At 33.6% G+C, this 17349-nt stretch carries 18 protein-coding genes and 1 tRNA gene; 10 read left to right on the top strand and 9 right to left on the bottom strand.

Translation table 11 applies throughout. The annotated features are described in order from the left end of the window. Window positions 1–2: 2 nt before the first annotated feature. The 6 genes from ACR9EA_RS07785 to ACR9EA_RS07810 all read right to left on the bottom strand — a co-directional run bounded on the left by ACR9EA_RS07785 (window position 3) and on the right by ACR9EA_RS07810 (window position 5515). Window positions 3–743, bottom strand: coding sequence for an SDR family NAD(P)-dependent oxidoreductase (locus ACR9EA_RS07785; RefSeq protein ID WP_435139367.1), 741 nt, complete (start codon window positions 741–743; stop codon window positions 3–5). 387 nt (window positions 744–1130) lie between these two features. Continuing rightward, complete coding sequence (locus ACR9EA_RS07790) at window positions 1131–2165, bottom strand: LacI family DNA-binding transcriptional regulator (protein ID WP_435139369.1); 1035 nt, start codon at window positions 2163–2165, stop codon at window positions 1131–1133. Window positions 2166–2402: 237 nt separating this feature from the next. Further along, window positions 2403–2699 (bottom strand): chaperone modulator CbpM, encoded by a 297-nt coding sequence (locus ACR9EA_RS07795; RefSeq protein WP_435139371.1) that lies wholly within the window; start codon window positions 2697–2699, stop codon window positions 2403–2405. A 1-nt stretch (window position 2700) separates the two neighbouring features. Then, window positions 2701–3588: a DnaJ C-terminal domain-containing protein gene (locus ACR9EA_RS07800; RefSeq protein ID WP_435139373.1), complete on the bottom strand. Its 888-nt coding sequence runs from the start codon at window positions 3586–3588 to the stop codon at window positions 2701–2703. 101 nt (window positions 3589–3689) lie between these two features. Continuing rightward, window positions 3690–4724 carry an alpha/beta hydrolase gene (locus ACR9EA_RS07805; protein WP_435139375.1) on the bottom strand — a complete coding sequence of 345 codons (1035 nt, stop codon included), beginning with the start codon at window positions 4722–4724 and terminating at the stop codon, window positions 3690–3692. A gap of 17 nt (window positions 4725–4741) precedes the next feature. Continuing rightward, on the bottom strand, window positions 4742–5515 hold the full coding sequence (locus ACR9EA_RS07810; RefSeq protein ID WP_435139377.1) for a zinc-dependent peptidase: 774 nt from the start codon (window positions 5513–5515) through the stop codon (window positions 4742–4744). 194 nt (window positions 5516–5709) lie between these two features. On the opposite strand from ACR9EA_RS07810, the gene ACR9EA_RS07815 reads away from it, so the two are divergent. Continuing rightward, entirely contained in the window at window positions 5710–6558 is an 849-nt protein-coding gene (locus ACR9EA_RS07815) for a DUF2911 domain-containing protein (protein WP_435139379.1), read from the top strand. 167 nt (window positions 6559–6725) lie between these two features. On the opposite strand, the gene ACR9EA_RS07820 is transcribed toward ACR9EA_RS07815, so the two are convergent. Both ACR9EA_RS07820 and ACR9EA_RS07825 read right to left on the bottom strand, forming a co-directional pair. Beyond that, window positions 6726–7439 (bottom strand): DUF3307 domain-containing protein, encoded by a 714-nt coding sequence (locus tag ACR9EA_RS07820; RefSeq protein WP_435139380.1) that lies wholly within the window; start codon window positions 7437–7439, stop codon window positions 6726–6728. Window positions 7440–7445: 6 nt separating this feature from the next. After that, window positions 7446–8036, bottom strand: coding sequence for a SatD family protein (locus ACR9EA_RS07825; RefSeq protein ID WP_435139381.1), 591 nt, complete (start codon window positions 8034–8036; stop codon window positions 7446–7448). Window positions 8037–8233: 197 nt separating this feature from the next. On the opposite strand from ACR9EA_RS07825, the gene mscL reads away from it, so the two are divergent. The 9 genes from mscL to ACR9EA_RS07870 all read left to right on the top strand — a co-directional run bounded on the left by mscL (window position 8234) and on the right by ACR9EA_RS07870 (window position 14474). Further along, window positions 8234–8680, top strand: coding sequence for a large conductance mechanosensitive channel protein MscL (mscL, locus tag ACR9EA_RS07830; RefSeq protein ID WP_435139383.1), 447 nt, complete (start codon window positions 8234–8236; stop codon window positions 8678–8680). Window positions 8681–8959: 279 nt separating this feature from the next. Further along, window positions 8960–9562: a glutathione peroxidase gene (locus ACR9EA_RS07835; protein WP_435139385.1), complete on the top strand. Its 603-nt coding sequence runs from the start codon at window positions 8960–8962 to the stop codon at window positions 9560–9562. Window positions 9563–9566: 4 nt separating this feature from the next. Further along, window positions 9567–10739 carry a trans-sulfuration enzyme family protein gene (locus ACR9EA_RS07840; RefSeq protein WP_435139387.1) on the top strand — a complete coding sequence of 391 codons (1173 nt, stop codon included), beginning with the start codon at window positions 9567–9569 and terminating at the stop codon, window positions 10737–10739. Window positions 10740–10803: 64 nt separating this feature from the next. Next, window positions 10804–11520 (top strand): bacillithiol biosynthesis deacetylase BshB1, encoded by a 717-nt coding sequence (gene bshB1 / locus ACR9EA_RS07845; RefSeq protein ID WP_435139389.1) that lies wholly within the window; start codon window positions 10804–10806, stop codon window positions 11518–11520. A 74-nt stretch (window positions 11521–11594) separates the two neighbouring features. Then, window positions 11595–11670: transfer RNA gene (locus tag ACR9EA_RS07850), tRNA-His, on the top strand. 307 nt (window positions 11671–11977) lie between these two features. Then, complete coding sequence (locus ACR9EA_RS07855) at window positions 11978–12280, top strand: hypothetical protein (RefSeq protein WP_435139391.1); 303 nt, start codon at window positions 11978–11980, stop codon at window positions 12278–12280. Window positions 12281–12338: 58 nt separating this feature from the next. Then, window positions 12339–12635 carry a hypothetical protein gene (locus ACR9EA_RS07860; protein WP_435139393.1) on the top strand — a complete coding sequence of 99 codons (297 nt, stop codon included), beginning with the start codon at window positions 12339–12341 and terminating at the stop codon, window positions 12633–12635. Between the two features lie 64 nt (window positions 12636–12699). Further along, window positions 12700–12996 (top strand): hypothetical protein, encoded by a 297-nt coding sequence (locus tag ACR9EA_RS07865; RefSeq protein ID WP_435139395.1) that lies wholly within the window; start codon window positions 12700–12702, stop codon window positions 12994–12996. A 119-nt stretch (window positions 12997–13115) separates the two neighbouring features. Beyond that, window positions 13116–14474 (top strand): sigma-54-dependent transcriptional regulator, encoded by a 1359-nt coding sequence (locus tag ACR9EA_RS07870; RefSeq protein WP_435139397.1) that lies wholly within the window; start codon window positions 13116–13118, stop codon window positions 14472–14474. Here ACR9EA_RS07870 and ACR9EA_RS07875 read toward each other — a convergent pair. Next, window positions 14464–16902 carry an ATP-binding response regulator gene (locus tag ACR9EA_RS07875; RefSeq protein ID WP_435139399.1) on the bottom strand — a complete coding sequence of 813 codons (2439 nt, stop codon included), beginning with the start codon at window positions 16900–16902 and terminating at the stop codon, window positions 14464–14466. The genes ACR9EA_RS07870 and ACR9EA_RS07875 overlap by 11 nt on opposite strands. Window positions 16903–17349 lie beyond the last annotated feature (447 nt).

Below are 17349 nucleotides of genomic sequence, written 5' to 3' on the forward strand. Positions count from 1 at the left end.
TTTTAAAATCCGATACAATTTCCGCCGTCTACAGGCATTACTATTCCAGTGGTAAATTTGGCTTGGTCTGAGGCTAAGAAGTAAACTGCATCGGCAATATCTTCAGGCAATCCTAATTTTCCCATAGGTGTTCTGCTTAGCACTTTTTGTTTGCGTTCTGGTTCGCTGTCTAAGGCTTTAGAAGACATATTTGTTTTAATAAATCCGGGAGCAATACAGTTTACGCGAATATTAAATTGGGCTAAATCTACTGCCATAGCTCGTGTCATCCCTTCAATAGCCGTTTTACTAGCTGTATAAGCAATAACTTTTGGAATACCGTATTGGGCCGCCATAGAGCTGATATTGATTATAGCACCGCCTCCTTGTGTTTTCATAATTTTAGCAACCTCTCTACTTATGGCAAATACACTTAGCACATTGGTGGTTATAATGTTCTGGAAATCTTCGTTAGTAACGTCTAAGAATTCCTTCTTTTGATTAATTCCTGCATTGTTTACGAGTATATCGATACTCCCTGATTCTGATGCAATACGAGCGACTAATTTAGGTAATTCGTCTAAATGCGTTACATCTAAAATAATGGGTACAGCAAAATCTCCTAGTGTCTTAGCGGCATCTTCTGTTTTGTCTTTAGAGCGTCCTATAATGTAGGTTTTAATATTGTTGTCGCACAATTTTTTTGCTATTGCATAGCCTAAGCCTGCGTTGCCACCTGTAACTATGGCTGTTTTATGTGTCATTATCAATACATTTTAATGGTTTAAAGTTCCTTTATATAATAGATATAGAGTTATGTTTTATAAGTTTTAAAGTGATTTGTAGTGTGTTATTATGTAATCGATTGTATTAATTGAAAATTAAGATAATCAGTATTTTATGGTTTATATAATAGCAAAAATAGAAAGTTTATTGAAATATTTGTGCAATCGATTGAATTATTGCAATAAAAATTATATATTTACATCATAAATACTATTTCACATAGAAATGTAATTCGTTTGATACTTAAAATTAGTTAGTGTTTATTAAGTGTGTAAACAGAAAATTAAATTATTTTCAATAATAATTAGTATTTAATGTTTGTGTTTGTTACAAATTTAGCTCGGTTAACTCTTGTTTTCCGAGCTTTATTTTTTGTGCCGTTGCGAAGAGGCTCTTACCACAATTTTCGTGTTTAGCATAGAAATTTCAGATACCGAATTAATCGTATCTTCATTAGAATGTTTTAAAACGCGTAGGGCAGAGAGCGCTCCCATTTTTCGGGCAGGATGTTTTATAGTCGATAATGGCGGATCTACAATAGAAGCTATAGGATCGTCGTTAAAACCTATTACACAAAGTTCTTCTGGAATTGCAATACCTAATTTTTTAGCACTCATTATGGCGCCAACCGCCGCGGTATCGTTGGCAGAGAATAAACCGTCTGGAGGTGTGCTTGATTTTAAAAGTTTTTTCGCCGCTTTTTTTCCTTCTTTTAAACTTAAGGATTTAAAGTGTATGATTAAATCTGGATCTACAGGAATATTGTATTCTTTTAAGGCATCTAAATATCCTTGTTTACGGTCGTGATATACTATTACATGTTCTAAACCTGCAAAATGTGCAATGCGTTTACAGCCTTGTTCTATTAGGTGTTTTGTAGCATTGTAACCAGCTGTGTAATTGTCTACAACTACTTTGTAAACGTTAAAAAGGTTAGGAACACGATCTACAAAAACTACAGGTATGCCTTGGTCTATAAACTTTTGGAAATGATCGAAATTTTGGGTCTCCATACCTAAGGATGAAATAATACCTCCAATACGGGCATTGTATAAGGCTTCAGAATTGTTTACTTCTATATCGTATTCATCGTAAGATTGGGAAATAATAACATTATAGCCCGATTTTCTTGCGGTTTCTTCTATACCACTAATTAATGTAGAAACAAACGGACGGTTTATCCGCGATATTAAAATACCTATAGTATTACTTTTACTGTTGCGTAAATTAGCAGCCATAGTGTTAGGACTGTATCCCATTTGCTTTGCAACAGCTTTAATTTTTTTAATGGTTTTTTCACTTATACTACTATTATTGTTTAAAGCCCTAGAAACGGTAGAGGGCGAGTAATTGGTTTCCTTAGCAATATCGTAGATTGTGACTTCTTTTTTAAAATTCATATGTAAAGGTTGGTCGATAAGATTTTATGCGAAACACATTATTTACAACGCACACAAAATCTTTATCTAAAGTTTGAGTATGAAAATAATACATTTTTTTTAAATCGATTGCATAAACTGATATATACCGATTAGAAATGCTTATTTAAATATAAGTTTTGTTGATAGGAAGATGTGATTTAGACAATAATTGATATGGAGCTTAAAGGCAGCCCAGAGGTTTGATTGTGGAACACTTTATTTGTTTTCATAAAAATGAAGCCTGTTTTTTAAGGTCGATAACTCGGTTTGTAAAGTATCTACCTTTTTCAGTAAATTAAAAATAACGTCTATACCTTCAATATTAACATCGAGTTCTTGGTGTAATCGTAATATTTTTTCGAGGTCGTTTAAAGCTTCTGTATGTATGCATTTACCTTGTGCAATGGTTTCTATACGTAATAGGTCAATACCATGCAATTCTTCTAAAAAAGCAGGTTCTATTTGGTATTGTATACAAACGGTTTTTACTAGTATGTAAGTGCTGTCTGCCATGCTATCTTAGTTTTTGTAATTCGGTAAACAATTCTTTTTCTTTTTCTGTTAGATTTTTAGGGTTTTTAATGTGGTAGGTAATTATAAAATCTCCAAATTCATCTTTTTTATAAACAGGAAATCCTTTCCTTTTTAGCTTTACTTTAGTTTCGTTTTGAGTTTCTGGCGTTACTTTTAACTTAACCTTACCCGCAAAGGTATCAACCGTAATTTCGCCTCCTAACAGTGCAGTATACAGATCTAAATCAACATCGGCATGTAAATTATTACCATAGCGCTTAAAAGCTGTATTGTTTACTATATTGAATTTTATGTATAAATCGCCAGCAGGGCCGCCGTTTACACCAGGACCTCCTTTACCAGAGATTTTTATGACTTGGTCATTTTCTACACCAGCAGGAATGGTTAGTCGTATTTTTTTGCCATTAACAGTTAAAACCTGAACATGCTTGGTATATACATCTGTAAGGTTGAGTTGCAGTTCGGCATTAAAATCTTGACCTTTAAATTGTACCTGACTGCGGCCTTGTCTGGAGCCTGCGTTGCGCTGACCAAACATCGATTCGAAAAAATCTGAAAAATCACTTTCTGAATATTGATCTCCTGAAAAATCTTGATAGTTCTGACTTTTGCTTTGTTGTTGCGCGCGTTCTATGTCGTCGGCATGTTTCCAATCTTTGCCGTATTTATCGTATTTTTTTCTGTTTTCGGCATTAGAGAGTACTTCATTGGCTTCATTAATGTCTTTAAATTTTTTTTCAGCTTCTTTATCATTCGGATTTAAATCGGGATGATATTTACGAGCTAGCTTCCTGTATGCTTTTTTGATATCTGCATCGGTGGCCGATTTATCTATTCCTAAAATGTTATAATAATCTATATATTCCATTAATACATTCTGTTAACGGCACTTTATAGTAGCAAAGTACCTTATAAATATCAGAAATAATTAAGGATTTTCAAAACGAATTTGATTATGGATTATAAGGATTAATCTTGAAATTTTAAATGCGCAGAAAAGAAGGGTAGCGTCTTGGTTTCTATACGTTCTTCAATTTTATTTAAATGATCGCCTTTATAGCTTTCGTATTGGTGTTCAATGCCATAATTTGAGAGTAGCTCATGTAATCGTTTTGTAGACTGATTAATTTCGTGATCGTCTGTCCCTGCATCCATTCCAATAGCTTTAAGTTGTTTTAAATTATAGATGTATTGGTCGGCGGTGTATAGAATTTGATTGCTGGTATATTTTTTTAGGATGTCCTCGCGTATTTCTCCATTTTTATAAGGAAGATCTAAATACAGTGGTGGATTTTTAGGGTTTGGTGCCCAAGCCGCCGAAAATGCCAAATTAATACTTTCTACAAAGGAAGCCGTATCTACCTGAGATTTTGAAGTGATAGCTTCGTTGTGTGCCATAACGGTTGGATCTGGAATAAAACTAACATCCATACAACAAGCGCTTAATAAATAAATGGCCGAAAATATGTCTGGATATTTCATGCCCAAACGCATGGTGCCATAACCTCCCATAGAATGTCCAGCGAGGCCACGACTAGACTTGGTGTTTATGGTTCTGTAATGCGAATCGATATATTCTACAAGCTCTTTACTTATAAAGGTTTCCCAATCTCCAGTAGTTTCGGAACTTCCATAAAAACTGCCTTTAAAAGTGTTGTAAGCATTAGGCATTACAACAATCATGTCTTTGCTTTTGCCATTGGTCATGTTTCTATTTAAGATATCAAAAAGATTTATCCAATGGTTTTCCCAACCAAACCACTTGCTGTCGTTGTCTGTAAAACCGTGTAAAAAATATAACACAGGATATTTTTTATCTGGGTTAGATTGATACGATGGCGGCAGATATACGCTAACCTCGCGTGTGGCAGGATCGCCAATAAGATTGCCCTCTAAAGCCTTACTGTAAATGGTTATACGTTCTTTAGTACCTGTTTGCGCGTAAGCTGTTAAACATTGACTTGTAAAGCATATTATAAACAATAAATAGTGAAACCGTTTCATTATAATAGTATTGAATTTTAAGTGTTTGTAATGTGAAAGCATTGTGTGAGCATGTTGTATAATTCGGGATGCTTTCGTTTCATGAGTTTCGGGTTTTCAAAGAAATATTCGGAAGCTACTGCAAAAAATTCAGCCTGATTGGTGCTGCCATACGATCGGATATCGGATTTATTATTGTTTATAGCTTCCATTTCTTTATGAATAATATTTAACCACGGAATAACATAGGCATGCTGCATAACATATTCTGGAATGCCATCGGTATCGCCATCCATTTTATCTATTAAATGTACAAATTCGTGAATGCCTGTATTGCTTTTATCGGTTTGGTTAGAAAAACCATGATAGAGTGCTTTTTTCGATAAAATCATCTGCTTTTCTAAGCGGCCAGTGCCAACCATACCTGCTATAATGCGTTTACTGTTATCGTTTTTAAAATTAAAATCTTCATTAAAATTATCAGGGTATAACAATACACCGCTTAAATTTGTGTACTGCCAATTGGGAAAACCAAAAACAGGTATAACGGCGCTCGCAGCGACTAGAATTTTGTCTAATTCTTCTAATTTAAGTTGCACACCTTCAATATGGACTTCACTTAAAAACTGCATCATTTTAGACTGAAAGCGTTTTTGTTTTTCAGGCGGAAGCGATTTATAAAACTGCACATGGTCTAATAAAATAGGGTGCCAATGTTTAGGAAACGTTTGTGCTTTTTTGGGTTTTAATTGTCGTAAAGCATACGCAGCAAAGGCAACAAGAGCTATAAAAGCAATTCCGATAAATATCATAAATTTTTAAGCAATTTTTAAATCTGCCGAAAGTTACTAAAAGCAGTAGAATTAAAACGATATAGGTTTAGCTTATTTCTAGAAAAAGATGACTCGCTAGAGTGGAATATTATCCCATCACTTTAAGATTTAATTAACAATTATTAGCAGCCGATATGTGTAATTTTACAAGAAACTAAAAAACAACCTGTATTATGAAAACATGTTTATTAGGCATTTTTGCCTTTGTGTTAACACTGGGTGTTAGCGCTCAAGTTAAAACCCCGCAACCTAGTCCGTTTAGTAAAGTCGATCAGATTGTCGGGCTTACCAACGTATCGTTAGAGTATTCTAGACCTAATGTTCGTGAACGAGCAGTATTTGGAAATTTAGTGCCATATGGAGAGCTTTGGAGAACTGGTGCTAATAATAACACCAAAATTACATTTTCGGATCCTGTTGTTATAGATGGAAAGAATTTAGCCGCAGGTACTTATGCTATTTATTCCATCCCAAATAAAACGTCTTGGGATGTGATTTTTTACAAAGATGTAGAAAATTGGGGTTTACCTCAAACTTGGGATGACAGTAAAGTAGCTGTTAAAACAACAGTTGAAGTTTATCCGTTACCAATGAATATAGAAACGTTAACCATGACGTTTGATGATTTAACTAACGATTCGGCAGTTTTGGGTATTTTATGGGAAAAAGTGTATGTAGGCGTTAAATTTGAAGTGCCAACCGATGCTTTGGTAACCAAAACCATTACTGAAACAATGGTAGGAACACCAACATCTAGCGACTATTACAGCTCGGCAGTATATTATATGCAATCTGGTAACGATATTAATCAGGCGCAAATATGGATTGATAAATCTATAGAAATGTCTGAGAATCCACAATTTTGGCAATACAGACAACAAGCTTTAATTCACGCCAAAGCAGGCGATAAAAAAGGAGCTATTGAAGCTTCTAAAAAATCTTTAGAAGGCGCTAAAGCTGCTGGTAATAAAGATTATGTTAAAATGAATACCGATTCGTTAAAAGAGTGGGGGGCAATGTAATATTGTTTCTCTTTACTTTCTTAAGAACATTAAAAGATGCGGTCTCAAATTTTGAAACCGCCTCTTTTTTTTAACAGAAGTGAGGTTTTTGTATAAGTAAAATTGATACGGTTTTTAGTTATACAATTGTTTTTTAATAAGATTTAGTATTTTAAAAGTTGATTTAATTAAAGAAAATTTATCATGTAGTTAAATACTAAACCGCAACTTATAGCAAGGCCGAAACTTAATAGCGTACCAATTAAAATGTATTCTGTTAATTTTCGGTCTTTTGCTTTAGAGAGGTCTCCAAAACGAAATACCGATTTGGCGGCAATTAAAAAGCCAATACCTTCCCAATAATTTATAGCTATAAAGGCAAATACAAATAAGCGTTCTAGCATGCCTATGTAAGCACCGGCATCTTTTAAAGAGGCTTCACTATCGCTTTCTAAAGACCATTTGGAAATGATAACTTTCATTATAACCGATGAAACTTGAGTAACAAATACTATACAGGTTAAAACAAGTTGAGTTTTGCTGTTAAATATTTGATTGAATTCAATCTGTAACGGATAATAATAATGTACAGTTAGTAATATAATTGCAAGATGAGCAACTTGATCTAAAGCAAAAAGCCATCTGCTATTTAGCTTATTATGTAATAAGAGTTTTGTAAGATCTATAATATAATGAGAAACGGTAATGCCAATTATAGCGCCAATATAATGTACGTTAAATTGTAGTAAAATAAGTAAACATAATGCATGTACTGCAATATGGTAATACAGGTATTTAGATGCCCATTTTTTGGTCTGTTTATCTGTAACCCAGCTGGTAGGTTGCAAAACAAAATCGCCAATAAAATGCGCTAGTATTAAAGTGGTAAGTAAAGATATCATAGTATACTAAACGTTTAGGACGTAATAATTTAAAAGTTTAATAATTTCGTCGTAACCAGCGCGCTTTAACCCCTGACTAATATTGCCTTGGGTGCTGTTGGTTATTTTAGCTAACTGTTTTTGGTTGTAATCTGGGTGTTTTAAAACAAGCGCCATCAGGGTGGCCGTGGTTGGTGTCCAAGTGTTCATGGTTAGCAAACCTAACCCTAGCATGATGTTTATAATGGTATCAAAATTAGTGTTGTTGGATTGTATGGCTAAGGTATTCTTTTTAAGATTTTCGAAACATTCGCCAGAATGTACAAAGGCACTACCGTTAGATTGGGTAATGTGGTCGGCTTTATAACTTTTGTTACCAATACCAATAGCTAAGCGTACATCTATATCTTTAAATTGTTTCATATGTGCTTTAATCATAAGCGCTGTTTTTAAGGCGTTTTTTTTATCAATTTCTAACTGAAAACTATCACCACGGTAAATCTCCCAATGCTCGGGTGTTTGCCCAAAATTGTTCAATATATTTTTAAGGCCGTCCAACCAAGTGTTAGGGGAGTGGTTTCTAGAATTTATTATATCGCCAGTTATAATGCTTGTCATAAGAATTGGTTTCGCTAATATCAAATATATTTGAATTCTTTTAATAATCCAAAATATAATTCTTAAAGCTAATATTTATGTTTATTAGTTATTTAGATAATATTTTTAAATATTAGTTTTTGAGATAATAATTATGATTAATTTTCTGTTTTGATTAACACCCGATAACAGATATATTTGTTAGCAAAAACACATTTATGAAACTAATAAAAGAATTTCAGGAGTTTGCTGTTAAGGGGAATATGATAGATATGGCAGTAGGTATCATTATTGGGGCATCGTTTAATAAGGTTATCGATGTTTTGGTAAAGCAAGTGTTTATGCCGCCTTTATCATTATTGTCGGAAGGCATTCATTTTCAAGATAAAGTGTGGGTGCTTCGAGATGAAATAAAAGATGCTAGCGGAGCTGTTATTACTGAAGCCGTAACCGTTGGTTATGGTGCTTTAATAGAAGCGTTGTTAGATTTTTTAATTATTGGATTTACAGTGTTTTTAGTCGTGAAATTTATGAACAGATTGCGTAAAAAATCGCAAGATCCAAAGGATAAAACTGTAGAAACTCCTAAAGATATTCAGTTGCTTACCAATATAAACGAGTCCTTAAAAGTGCAAACCGAACTATTGAAACAGCAGACTAAATAATTGTATAAAACGAAAAAACTACCAATAACATCAAGTGTTATCAGTAGCTTTCTTCCCAAAGGTCAATTAATAGCATCTTTATATTTTTTAATCTAAAAAGATTAATTGTATGTAAAACCTGAGCCAAAAGTACGTGGAGATTGTTTTTAAAAAAATACCCAGAAATGGGTATATTAGGATTAACAGTAGTTTAATTGCATACCGTTTAATAATAAACATTCCTTAATTTTAGAAATAGCATTACTTAACTACAACCATTTAATTTTATACCTTTAACTCATGAAAACATTTATAACATTAAGTCTTGTTTTTGTTTTGTTTAGTTGTAAGCAAAGCACAACCGAAAATACAGTTTTAGCGGCACATACAGAGTCAGGTACTCAGTATGCTAAACCAAACGAAAGAGAGACTATATACCAATTTAAAGTGTCAGATTTATACGGCAACGCTTTCGATTTTTCAACATTGAAAGGTAAAAAAATAATGATTGTAAATACTGCTAGCGAATGTGGTTTAACCCCGCAGTACGAGCAATTACAAGAGTTGTATGATGCGTATAAAGATTCGGGATTTGTAATTATTGGATTTCCTGCTAATAATTTTGGCGGACAAGAGCCAGGAAGCAATACCCAAATTGCAGCATTTTGTAAATCTAATTACGGAGTTACATTTCCTATGATGGGAAAAATTTCGGTTAAAGGACAAGATATGCATCAAGTGTATCAGTTCTTAACTCAAAAAAGTAAAAATGGCTTAGAAGATTCGGAGGTACAATGGAATTTTCAAAAATATCTAATAGACGAATCAGGCTATTTAGTGCGTGTAGTATCTCCAAAAACATTACCTACAGATCAATCAATAATTTCTTGGATTAAAAGTTAAAACCATGACAAAAAAATTAGGCATACAAACCATTTGTACACATGTTGGCGAAATAAAAGACGAGCAATTTAAAGGTGCTGTTTCCCCTATTTATATGGCAACATCGTATCAATTTGATGACGTTGATGTAAAACGTTACCCAAGGTATTTTAATACTCCAAACCAAGAAAGTGTCGCTAAAAAAATAGCCGCATTAGAACATGCTGAGGTTGGAATGATTTTCGGATCTGGAATGGCAGCTATTAGCACAACATTACTTGCATTCTTAAAAACAGGCGATCACATTATTGTGCAAAACACATTGTACGGCGGTACCAGTAATTTTATTAGAGAAGAATTTCCTAAATATGGTATAGAGTTTACATTTACTAATGGTTATGAAGTGGCTGATTTCGAAAAAGAAATTAAAGAAAACACCAAAGTGATTTATATCGAAACTCCTTCAAATCCATTACTAACCATAACCGATTTAAAAGGTATTGCCAAACTGGCAAAAGATAACAATATACTCTCTATAATCGATAATACGTTTGCTAGTCCTGTAAATCAAAATCCTATAGATTTCGGGATAGATATAGTGCTGCATTCTGCAACAAAATATTTAGGTGGCCATAGCGATATTTTAGCTGGCGCTGTAGCTTGTTCCGAAGTGCATATGAAAGCCATTTGGAATGTAGCTAAAAATTTGGGAGGTAGCTTGAGCGATTTTACGGTGTGGATGCTTGAACGCAGTATAAAAACCTTGGTGTTACGTGTAAAAGCACAAAACAGAAATGCTAAAAAAATGGCGAAATACTTATCTGCTCATGCCGATATAAAGCAGGTGTTTTATCCTGGGTTGAAAAATCATCCGCAATACGCTTTGGCTAAATCGCAAATGAAAGGTTTCGGGGGCATGTTATCTTTCGAGTTACAAGAAGGAATAGGTGCTTTAGCATTTCAAAAAGCCTTACAATTAATTAAACCTTCTATGAGTTTAGCAGGGGTAGAGAGCACCATGTTGTCTCCAGCATTAACATCGCATGCCCTATTAAGTCAAGAAGAGCGAGATAGTATAGGGGTAACCGATGGGTTAATTCGATTTTCTGTGGGTATCGAAAACAAAGAAGACCTTATAGCCGATATAGAACAAGCTATAGCAAAGGTGAAAGGTAAGATTACAAAAGTGACTGTTTAATATTAGCGAGCAGAAACATGATAAAGCGAGTTTAATCTCGTTAAAAAATTATAAATTTAAATACATGAAATTAGATATATTGGCCGTAGGAGCACATCCAGACGATGTAGAGTTGGGTTGTGGTGCTACAATAGCCAAAGCAGTGGCCGAAGGTAAACGTGTAGGAATTTTAGATTTAACCCGAGGCGAATTAGGAACACGTGGTACGGCTGAAACAAGAGACGAAGAAGCGAAACACGCTGCAAAAATATTAGGGGTATCTGTACGTGAGAATTTAGGGTTCAAAGATGCTTTTTTTGTAAACGACAAAGCACATCAGTTAGAAATTATTAAAATAATTAGAAAGTATCAGCCCGATATTGTTTTATGCAATGCCATAGATGATCGCCATATAGACCATGGTAAAGGAAGTAAATTAGTGAGCGATGCTTGCTTTTTAAGTGGCTTGTTAAAAGTTGAAACTGAGTTAAATGGTGAATCACAAAAACATTGGCGACCTACTCATGTTTATCATTATATTCAATGGAAATCTATTGAGCCCGATTTTGTAGTAGATGTAACTGGGTATATTGGGGTGAAAGAAAAAGCAGTTTATGCGTATAAAACACAATTCTTCGATCCTGAAAGTAAAGAGCCAGAAACGCCAATTTCTAGTAAAAACTTTACAGATAGTATAAATTATAGAGCAAGAGATTTAGGGCGCATAATAGGAGTGGAATTTGCAGAAGGCTTTACCTCAGAGCGTTATGTGGCCGTCGAAAATATATTTGATTTAAAATAAAAAAAACGTAAAAAAACGTTTGGAATATAGATAAAATCGTTTAAATTTGCACTCGCATTACAAAAATGCAACATGGTGGTTGTAGCTCAGTTGGTTAGAGCGCCTGATTGTGGTTCAGGAGGTCGTCGGTTCGAGACCGATCTTCCACCCAAAAGTACAAAGCCTTTCAAATATATTTTGAAAGGCTTTTTTTGTACCTGTAATTAATGGGGTATTTATAAATATTATTACTTTACATTCGCTTGCTTTCGATTAGTTGATTTACACATTAATGTGTAATTATTTCACACTCCACTGTGAATTTTCACACTTTTACTCAGTTTCTTTATTTTTAATAATCAGTCATCGATGTTGTTAATTGCTTGATTTTAAGTTTGTTGATGTTTGTCTCGTTATTATTTATAGTATTGGCATGCTATTTTCAATACTATAAGCAAGAACAATAATTACATACAACATGAAAAATATAGTTTTAGCATCAGCATTAGTTTTGGGTGGAGCGACAGGATTTGCAACAACACCACAAACCTTATTTTTTCACGATGGTATTATGGATGAAATTTTTCAAGAAGAATTTACCGAAATACAAACTAACACATTACCTAATAATATTACAGAAGCAGTAAATAAACACTTTACTGGAGCGTCTATCCAGAAGGCTTATGTAAACGAGTTAAAAGAGTATAAGCTTGAGCTTCATTTAGAGGGGGCTTTTAAAACCGTTTATGCTGACAAGAATGGTAACTGGATCGATAAATAACAATAAACCAATTAACCATTATTATAATTATTTAATAATTCAAAAAAAGAAAAAAATCATGAAAACATTAATTTTAGCATCAGCTTTGGCATTAGGTAGTTTTTCTATGTATGCCGCGACACCGGTAATAACAGATAATAACTACTGCATTGAAGCGGTACAGGATAATTTTAAAGAAATTTCTACAAGCGATTTACCAGCAGCAGTAACCGAAGCTGTGAATACAGATTTTTCTGGAGCTACCATTGCAAAGGCTTATGTGAACGAAGCGAGCGAATATAAGCTTATTCTTAGTGTAGATGGCGATTCAAAAACGGTATACGCCAATGCTACCGGAGAATGGATTAAAAAATAGAAACGTAACGAGTAACCAGTTTAAACAAAATTTAGAGTCATTAATTTAAAAAAAGAAAAAAATCATGAAAAAGTTAGTAATAGCATCAGCATTAGTTTTAGGAAGTGTGTCTGTATTTTCTGCAGCACCTTATATAATAAACCATCAGCAGCAACATGTAGTTGTTCAAGATGAATATAAAGAGATTGCGGTAACAGAAGTGCCACGGGCCGTAACCGATGCTGTGAGTCAGAATTTCCCAAGCGGAACTATTTCTAAAGCATACAAAAACGATGCAAACGAATATAAATTGAAAATTGATACCGATGGTAATTCAAAAACAATTTATGCGAATGAAGAAGGGAAAATTTTGATGAAATAGAACGTATCCATTATTTCATATCATATCCAGTAAAAAGAGGGGGTTTATTTTAAACCCCCTCTTTTTTTACGTAATTTTACAGTAAAATATATAATTAGTTATAGTCTTATTAAGTATAAATGAAATCGATCCTTTTAATAGAAGATGATGTAGCGTTTTCTAACATGTTAAAACGTTTTTTAGAAAAGCATAAATACGATGTTACTTTAACTTATGGTTTTGAAGACGCCAAGACTTTAATTAATAAAAACGACTACGACTTAATTTTTACTGATTTGCGTTTACCAGATGGCGATGGTCTAGAACTGTTGCGCATGGTAAAACAGAAAAACGAAAGTACACCAGTGGTTTTAATGACCAGCTATGCCGAAGTGTCTACAGCTGTTACAGCCATGAAACAAGGGGCTATAGATTATATTTCTAAGCCTTTTAACCAAGACGAAGTCTTGCATGTTATACAAAATGCACTGCACACTACTCCAAAATCAAAAAGTGCTAAAAAGAACGAAACAGTTAAAACGCAAACAGAACAATCTTCAGATTTTGTAAGCGGTATAAGCGATGCTTCAAAAAAAATTAACGAATATATACAGTTGGTCGGGCCAACAGATATGTCGGTTTTAATTACAGGAGAAAGCGGAACCGGTAAAGAAGTTGTCGCCAAAGCAATTCATCAAAATAGTTCTAGAAAAGACAAACCTTTTGTAGCTGTAGACTGTGGTGCCATACCAAAAGAGATCGCTTCGAGCGAATTTTTTGGTCATAAAAAGGGATCGTTTACTGGAGCCATTAACGATAAAAAGGGTCATTTTGAATCGGCTAATAATGGCACGTTGTTTTTAGATGAAGTTGGAAATTTATCTTACGAGAATCAAGTTCAACTTTTAAGGGCATTGCAGGAACGCCGTATTAAACCCATAGGTAGTAGCCAGGAAATAGAGGTGGATATTCGGTTAATTACCGCCACAAATGAAGATTTATTACTCGCTGTAGAAAACGGGCAATTTCGAGAAGATCTGTATCATAGATTGAATGAGTTTACCATAAAAATTCCTGAGTTAAAGGAGCGAAAAGATGATATTATCCTGTTTGCTGATTACTTTTTAGAACGCGCTAATGCACAACTAAACAAATCGGTTATTGGTTTTTCTGACGAAGTACTTAAAGTGTTTCAAAATTATTCTTGGCCTGGAAATTTAAGGGAATTTGGTAATGTAGTTAAACGGGCTACTTTGTTAACGCAAGGCGACTTCATTCAAATACAGGCATTACCTGTAGAATTAACCAACGAAAGCCATACTAATAGTGCTGTAACGACTATGCCTTTAACTAGTTTGTCTACAAAAGATAATGAAAAACAGCTGATATTGAGGGCTTTGGAGCAAGCTAATAATAATAAAACCCTAGCAGCTAAGCTGTTAAATGTTACTAGAAAAACCCTGTATAATAAAATAAAAGATTACGATATTAATTTATAAAGGTTTCAATCTCCTGTATTACAGGTTGGCTTATGGTTTGAAGCGCTTCAAAAGCATCAGAAATTCTTTTTTTATCTAATTCTGTTATGTTTTCCAAATAGGTAAGGTGCGGAATTGCAGTAGCTATTTCCAATTGTTTAAACATGGTTTGCATTTTATGGCTTACTTCATTAATACCTTTTAAATCGTTGGTGTTTACCTTTTTTTCTAGAGTTTCTAAATTGTGTTTAGTTTCGTTTAAAAACAATAGTAAGGTATCTTTTAAAGACTCTTCATCATTACCTAAAAAACTAGAAATAGGTTTTATGTTAATGTGTTTAAAAGCAGTTGCATTGGTGGCCGTAGACTTTGGAGCAGATATTTGGGCTTTTGGTAACCATTTGGTTAAGCAAGCTAAAATATCTTCTACCGAAAAGGGTTTGAAAATAATATCCGAGAATCCACTTTCTGTATACACTTCTGCATTTAAATTTTTTCTGCCTGTGGCAGCAATTATGGGTTGCGACTTGTAATACGGAGCTTTTTTTAAGGTTTCCATAAAATGAAAACCATTCATTTTTGGTAATTGTATGTCGGTAAGCACCAAGTCGAAATCCATGTTTTTCAACTTCTTTAAGGCTTTATTGGCGGTTTCAAAAGTGGTGACTTTTAGGTTTTGGGTTTTTAATATGTCTGTTATTAATTGCCTTAACGATGCATCATCGTCTACCATAACAATATGCAAGTTAGGAGCAAGAACTTGTTGTACGGGTTTTGCTTTTTTGATTTCTTTTTTAGTAAAAACCACAGGAAGCGCCAGTGTAAAAGTACTACCTTGATTGGGTTTACTGGTAAATGTAAGTGTACCGTTTAATAAAGTAGCTAACTTTTTAGATATGGTTAAGCCTAGTCCAAATCCGCCATATTTTTTGTCGGTATCGCCTTCAGCCTGAGTGAATTCTTCAAAAATTACCGATTGTTTTTCTTGAGGAATTCCTATGCCTGTATCTGTTATAGTGATGTTTAAAATATGGTTGTCTTTAGATTTTTCGGTGTATTTGGTGGTTATTTTTATAGATCCGGTTTCTGTGAATTTGTAAGCATTTCCTATTAAATTATAAAGTATTTGCCGAATCCTAAACGGATCGCCATTAATTGGTGCGTTTATGGCTTTGTCGTGTTCTAGGATCAATTCTAAGTTTTTGTTTGGGTAGACAGACGTTACGCTAGTTACTACTTCATCGATAATTGGTTTTATTTGAAACGGAATATGCTCTATAGTGATTTTTCCACGTTCTAATTTTGAATATTCCAGTAAATCATCAACCAGCTGCTTCATGTAATTAGCAGCTTTTTTAATACGATCTACATAATAAGAGGTTTTACTGTCTTTAGAAATATGGTCTAACAGTTCGCTATAACTAAACACTGTGCTAAGAGGTGTTCTTAAATCGTGGCTAACCATAGAAATTAACTGTTCGCGACTATGTAGTAATGACGAGGTAAAAGCATTTGCTTTCTCTAAATCGCGCCGGTATTGTTGGCTTTTCCAAAAATCATTCAAAATAATGAAAGAAAACAATATAATTAATACCAATCCTAATATTGCGGCTAGACTTAAAATTTTAATACTTCTATCAAGAGCTTGGTCGCGTTCTTCGTTTAAGCGTTTGGTGTAATCTAAAATTTCACGTTCTAAGTTAAACAATAAGCGTCTTAGTTTTTGCGAAACATCTAAATCGCTTTTGATGAGGTTACTTTCTTTTTCCGACAAGTTATTTCGTTGCGTGAGCGCATCCTTTTTAATCTGTTTTAACATGTCTCTGGCTGCAACCACAATAGAATCTAATTGTTTTTGACTGATATTAGAGGTCTCGTTATTAGGATTGTATTTGTTTAAAATGGCAATGTATTCTTCAATAGATTGTCTTACTTCGGGAGTGAGTTCGTCGGGGTTTTTAGCAAAATCTTGAATGGTAAGTCTACCAATAGACGTTTCTATTTTATTTATTTTAAGAAGTGCGTTATCTATAGAACGCTCCGAAATGTTGTCTTGTTTTATGCGTTTTAGGGCTTCAATATTGCTAAATTTAGTGCTTAGTAAAAGTTTTACACTATCTAATAACTGTACTTGAGCTTGGTTGTCTAGTTTTAAGGCTAAACTATCTATACTATTATTTAAAGCATCATTTTTTTGCACATATAACTCGAACCGTTTTTGAGAGCCTTCCTGAATGGCAGCTCTTGCTATACTTTCGTTTTCGTAAATATCTGCAATTAAATTGCCAACATTAATCACTTTATTTCTGTCGCTAGCATCGTCCCGTTGTAGACTTATAAAATGTTTGATTTCGGAAAACACTAAGTAAGCCGCAGCAATGGCTACACTTACAAGAATAATGTAACCGATAATGACTTTAAAGGTGATTTTTCTGTTGGATTTTTCCATGACATAAAAATAATGAAATGTTATAAGTTTTAAATCATTTATAATCTTTTTAAAAATAGCTGATGTGTTATTGTATATACCCAATTTAGGGTATTTATGATTGAAGGCTATCTGTTTATATTTGAATATTTTAAGTGTTTTGAAGCAAATGAAAAATTAACATTTGGTTGTTTTAAGCTAAAAGTTCTTGACATACATGTTGGCGAAAAATCATAATATTTTGTAGTTAATAGCAACAATAATTTCATGGATGTATTTTAATTTGGGGATTTGCAGAAGGATTGTTGAGAACTTTTTTACAAACAGATTAGCATATTGAGTGCTGTAAAAAAAGTTTCATTTTTTTTCAAAATTACGGGAAAACCGTAACTCTATTAAATTGGTATGGTTTATATTTGTACCAGCTATTAGTTAATTAGGGGTATTACTATAAAGTAATACAAATTT

The organism is Formosa sp. A9, from assembly GCF_051200825.1.
Classification (GTDB): Bacteria; Bacteroidota; Bacteroidia; order Flavobacteriales; family Flavobacteriaceae; genus Formosa.

Coding starts and splice junctions, on each gene's coding strand:
- ACR9EA_RS07840 (WP_435139387.1), top strand. CDS start 9,567: ATGACAAAAAAATTAGGCATACAAACCATTTGTACACATGTTGGCGAA.
- ACR9EA_RS07810 (WP_435139377.1), bottom strand. CDS start 5,515: ATGATATTTATCGGAATTGCTTTTATAGCTCTTGTTGCCTTTGCTGCG.
- ACR9EA_RS07855 (WP_435139391.1), top strand. CDS start 11,978: ATGAAAAATATAGTTTTAGCATCAGCATTAGTTTTGGGTGGAGCGACA.
- ACR9EA_RS07800 (WP_435139373.1), bottom strand. CDS start 3,588: ATGGAATATATAGATTATTATAACATTTTAGGAATAGATAAATCGGCC.
- ACR9EA_RS07825 (WP_435139381.1), bottom strand. CDS start 8,036: ATGACAAGCATTATAACTGGCGATATAATAAATTCTAGAAACCACTCC.
- ACR9EA_RS07875 (WP_435139399.1), bottom strand. CDS start 16,902: ATGGAAAAATCCAACAGAAAAATCACCTTTAAAGTCATTATCGGTTAC.
- ACR9EA_RS07785 (WP_435139367.1), bottom strand. CDS start 743: ATGACACATAAAACAGCCATAGTTACAGGTGGCAACGCAGGCTTAGGC.
- mscL (WP_435139383.1), top strand. CDS start 8,234: ATGAAACTAATAAAAGAATTTCAGGAGTTTGCTGTTAAGGGGAATATG.
- ACR9EA_RS07835 (WP_435139385.1), top strand. CDS start 8,960: ATGAAAACATTTATAACATTAAGTCTTGTTTTTGTTTTGTTTAGTTGT.
- ACR9EA_RS07865 (WP_435139395.1), top strand. CDS start 12,700: ATGAAAAAGTTAGTAATAGCATCAGCATTAGTTTTAGGAAGTGTGTCT.
- bshB1 (WP_435139389.1), top strand. CDS start 10,804: ATGAAATTAGATATATTGGCCGTAGGAGCACATCCAGACGATGTAGAG.
- ACR9EA_RS07860 (WP_435139393.1), top strand. CDS start 12,339: ATGAAAACATTAATTTTAGCATCAGCTTTGGCATTAGGTAGTTTTTCT.
- ACR9EA_RS07820 (WP_435139380.1), bottom strand. CDS start 7,439: ATGATATCTTTACTTACCACTTTAATACTAGCGCATTTTATTGGCGAT.
- ACR9EA_RS07870 (WP_435139397.1), top strand. CDS start 13,116: ATGAAATCGATCCTTTTAATAGAAGATGATGTAGCGTTTTCTAACATG.
- ACR9EA_RS07790 (WP_435139369.1), bottom strand. CDS start 2,165: ATGAATTTTAAAAAAGAAGTCACAATCTACGATATTGCTAAGGAAACC.
- ACR9EA_RS07795 (WP_435139371.1), bottom strand. CDS start 2,699: ATGGCAGACAGCACTTACATACTAGTAAAAACCGTTTGTATACAATAC.
- ACR9EA_RS07815 (WP_435139379.1), top strand. CDS start 5,710: ATGAAAACATGTTTATTAGGCATTTTTGCCTTTGTGTTAACACTGGGT.
- ACR9EA_RS07805 (WP_435139375.1), bottom strand. CDS start 4,724: ATGAAACGGTTTCACTATTTATTGTTTATAATATGCTTTACAAGTCAA.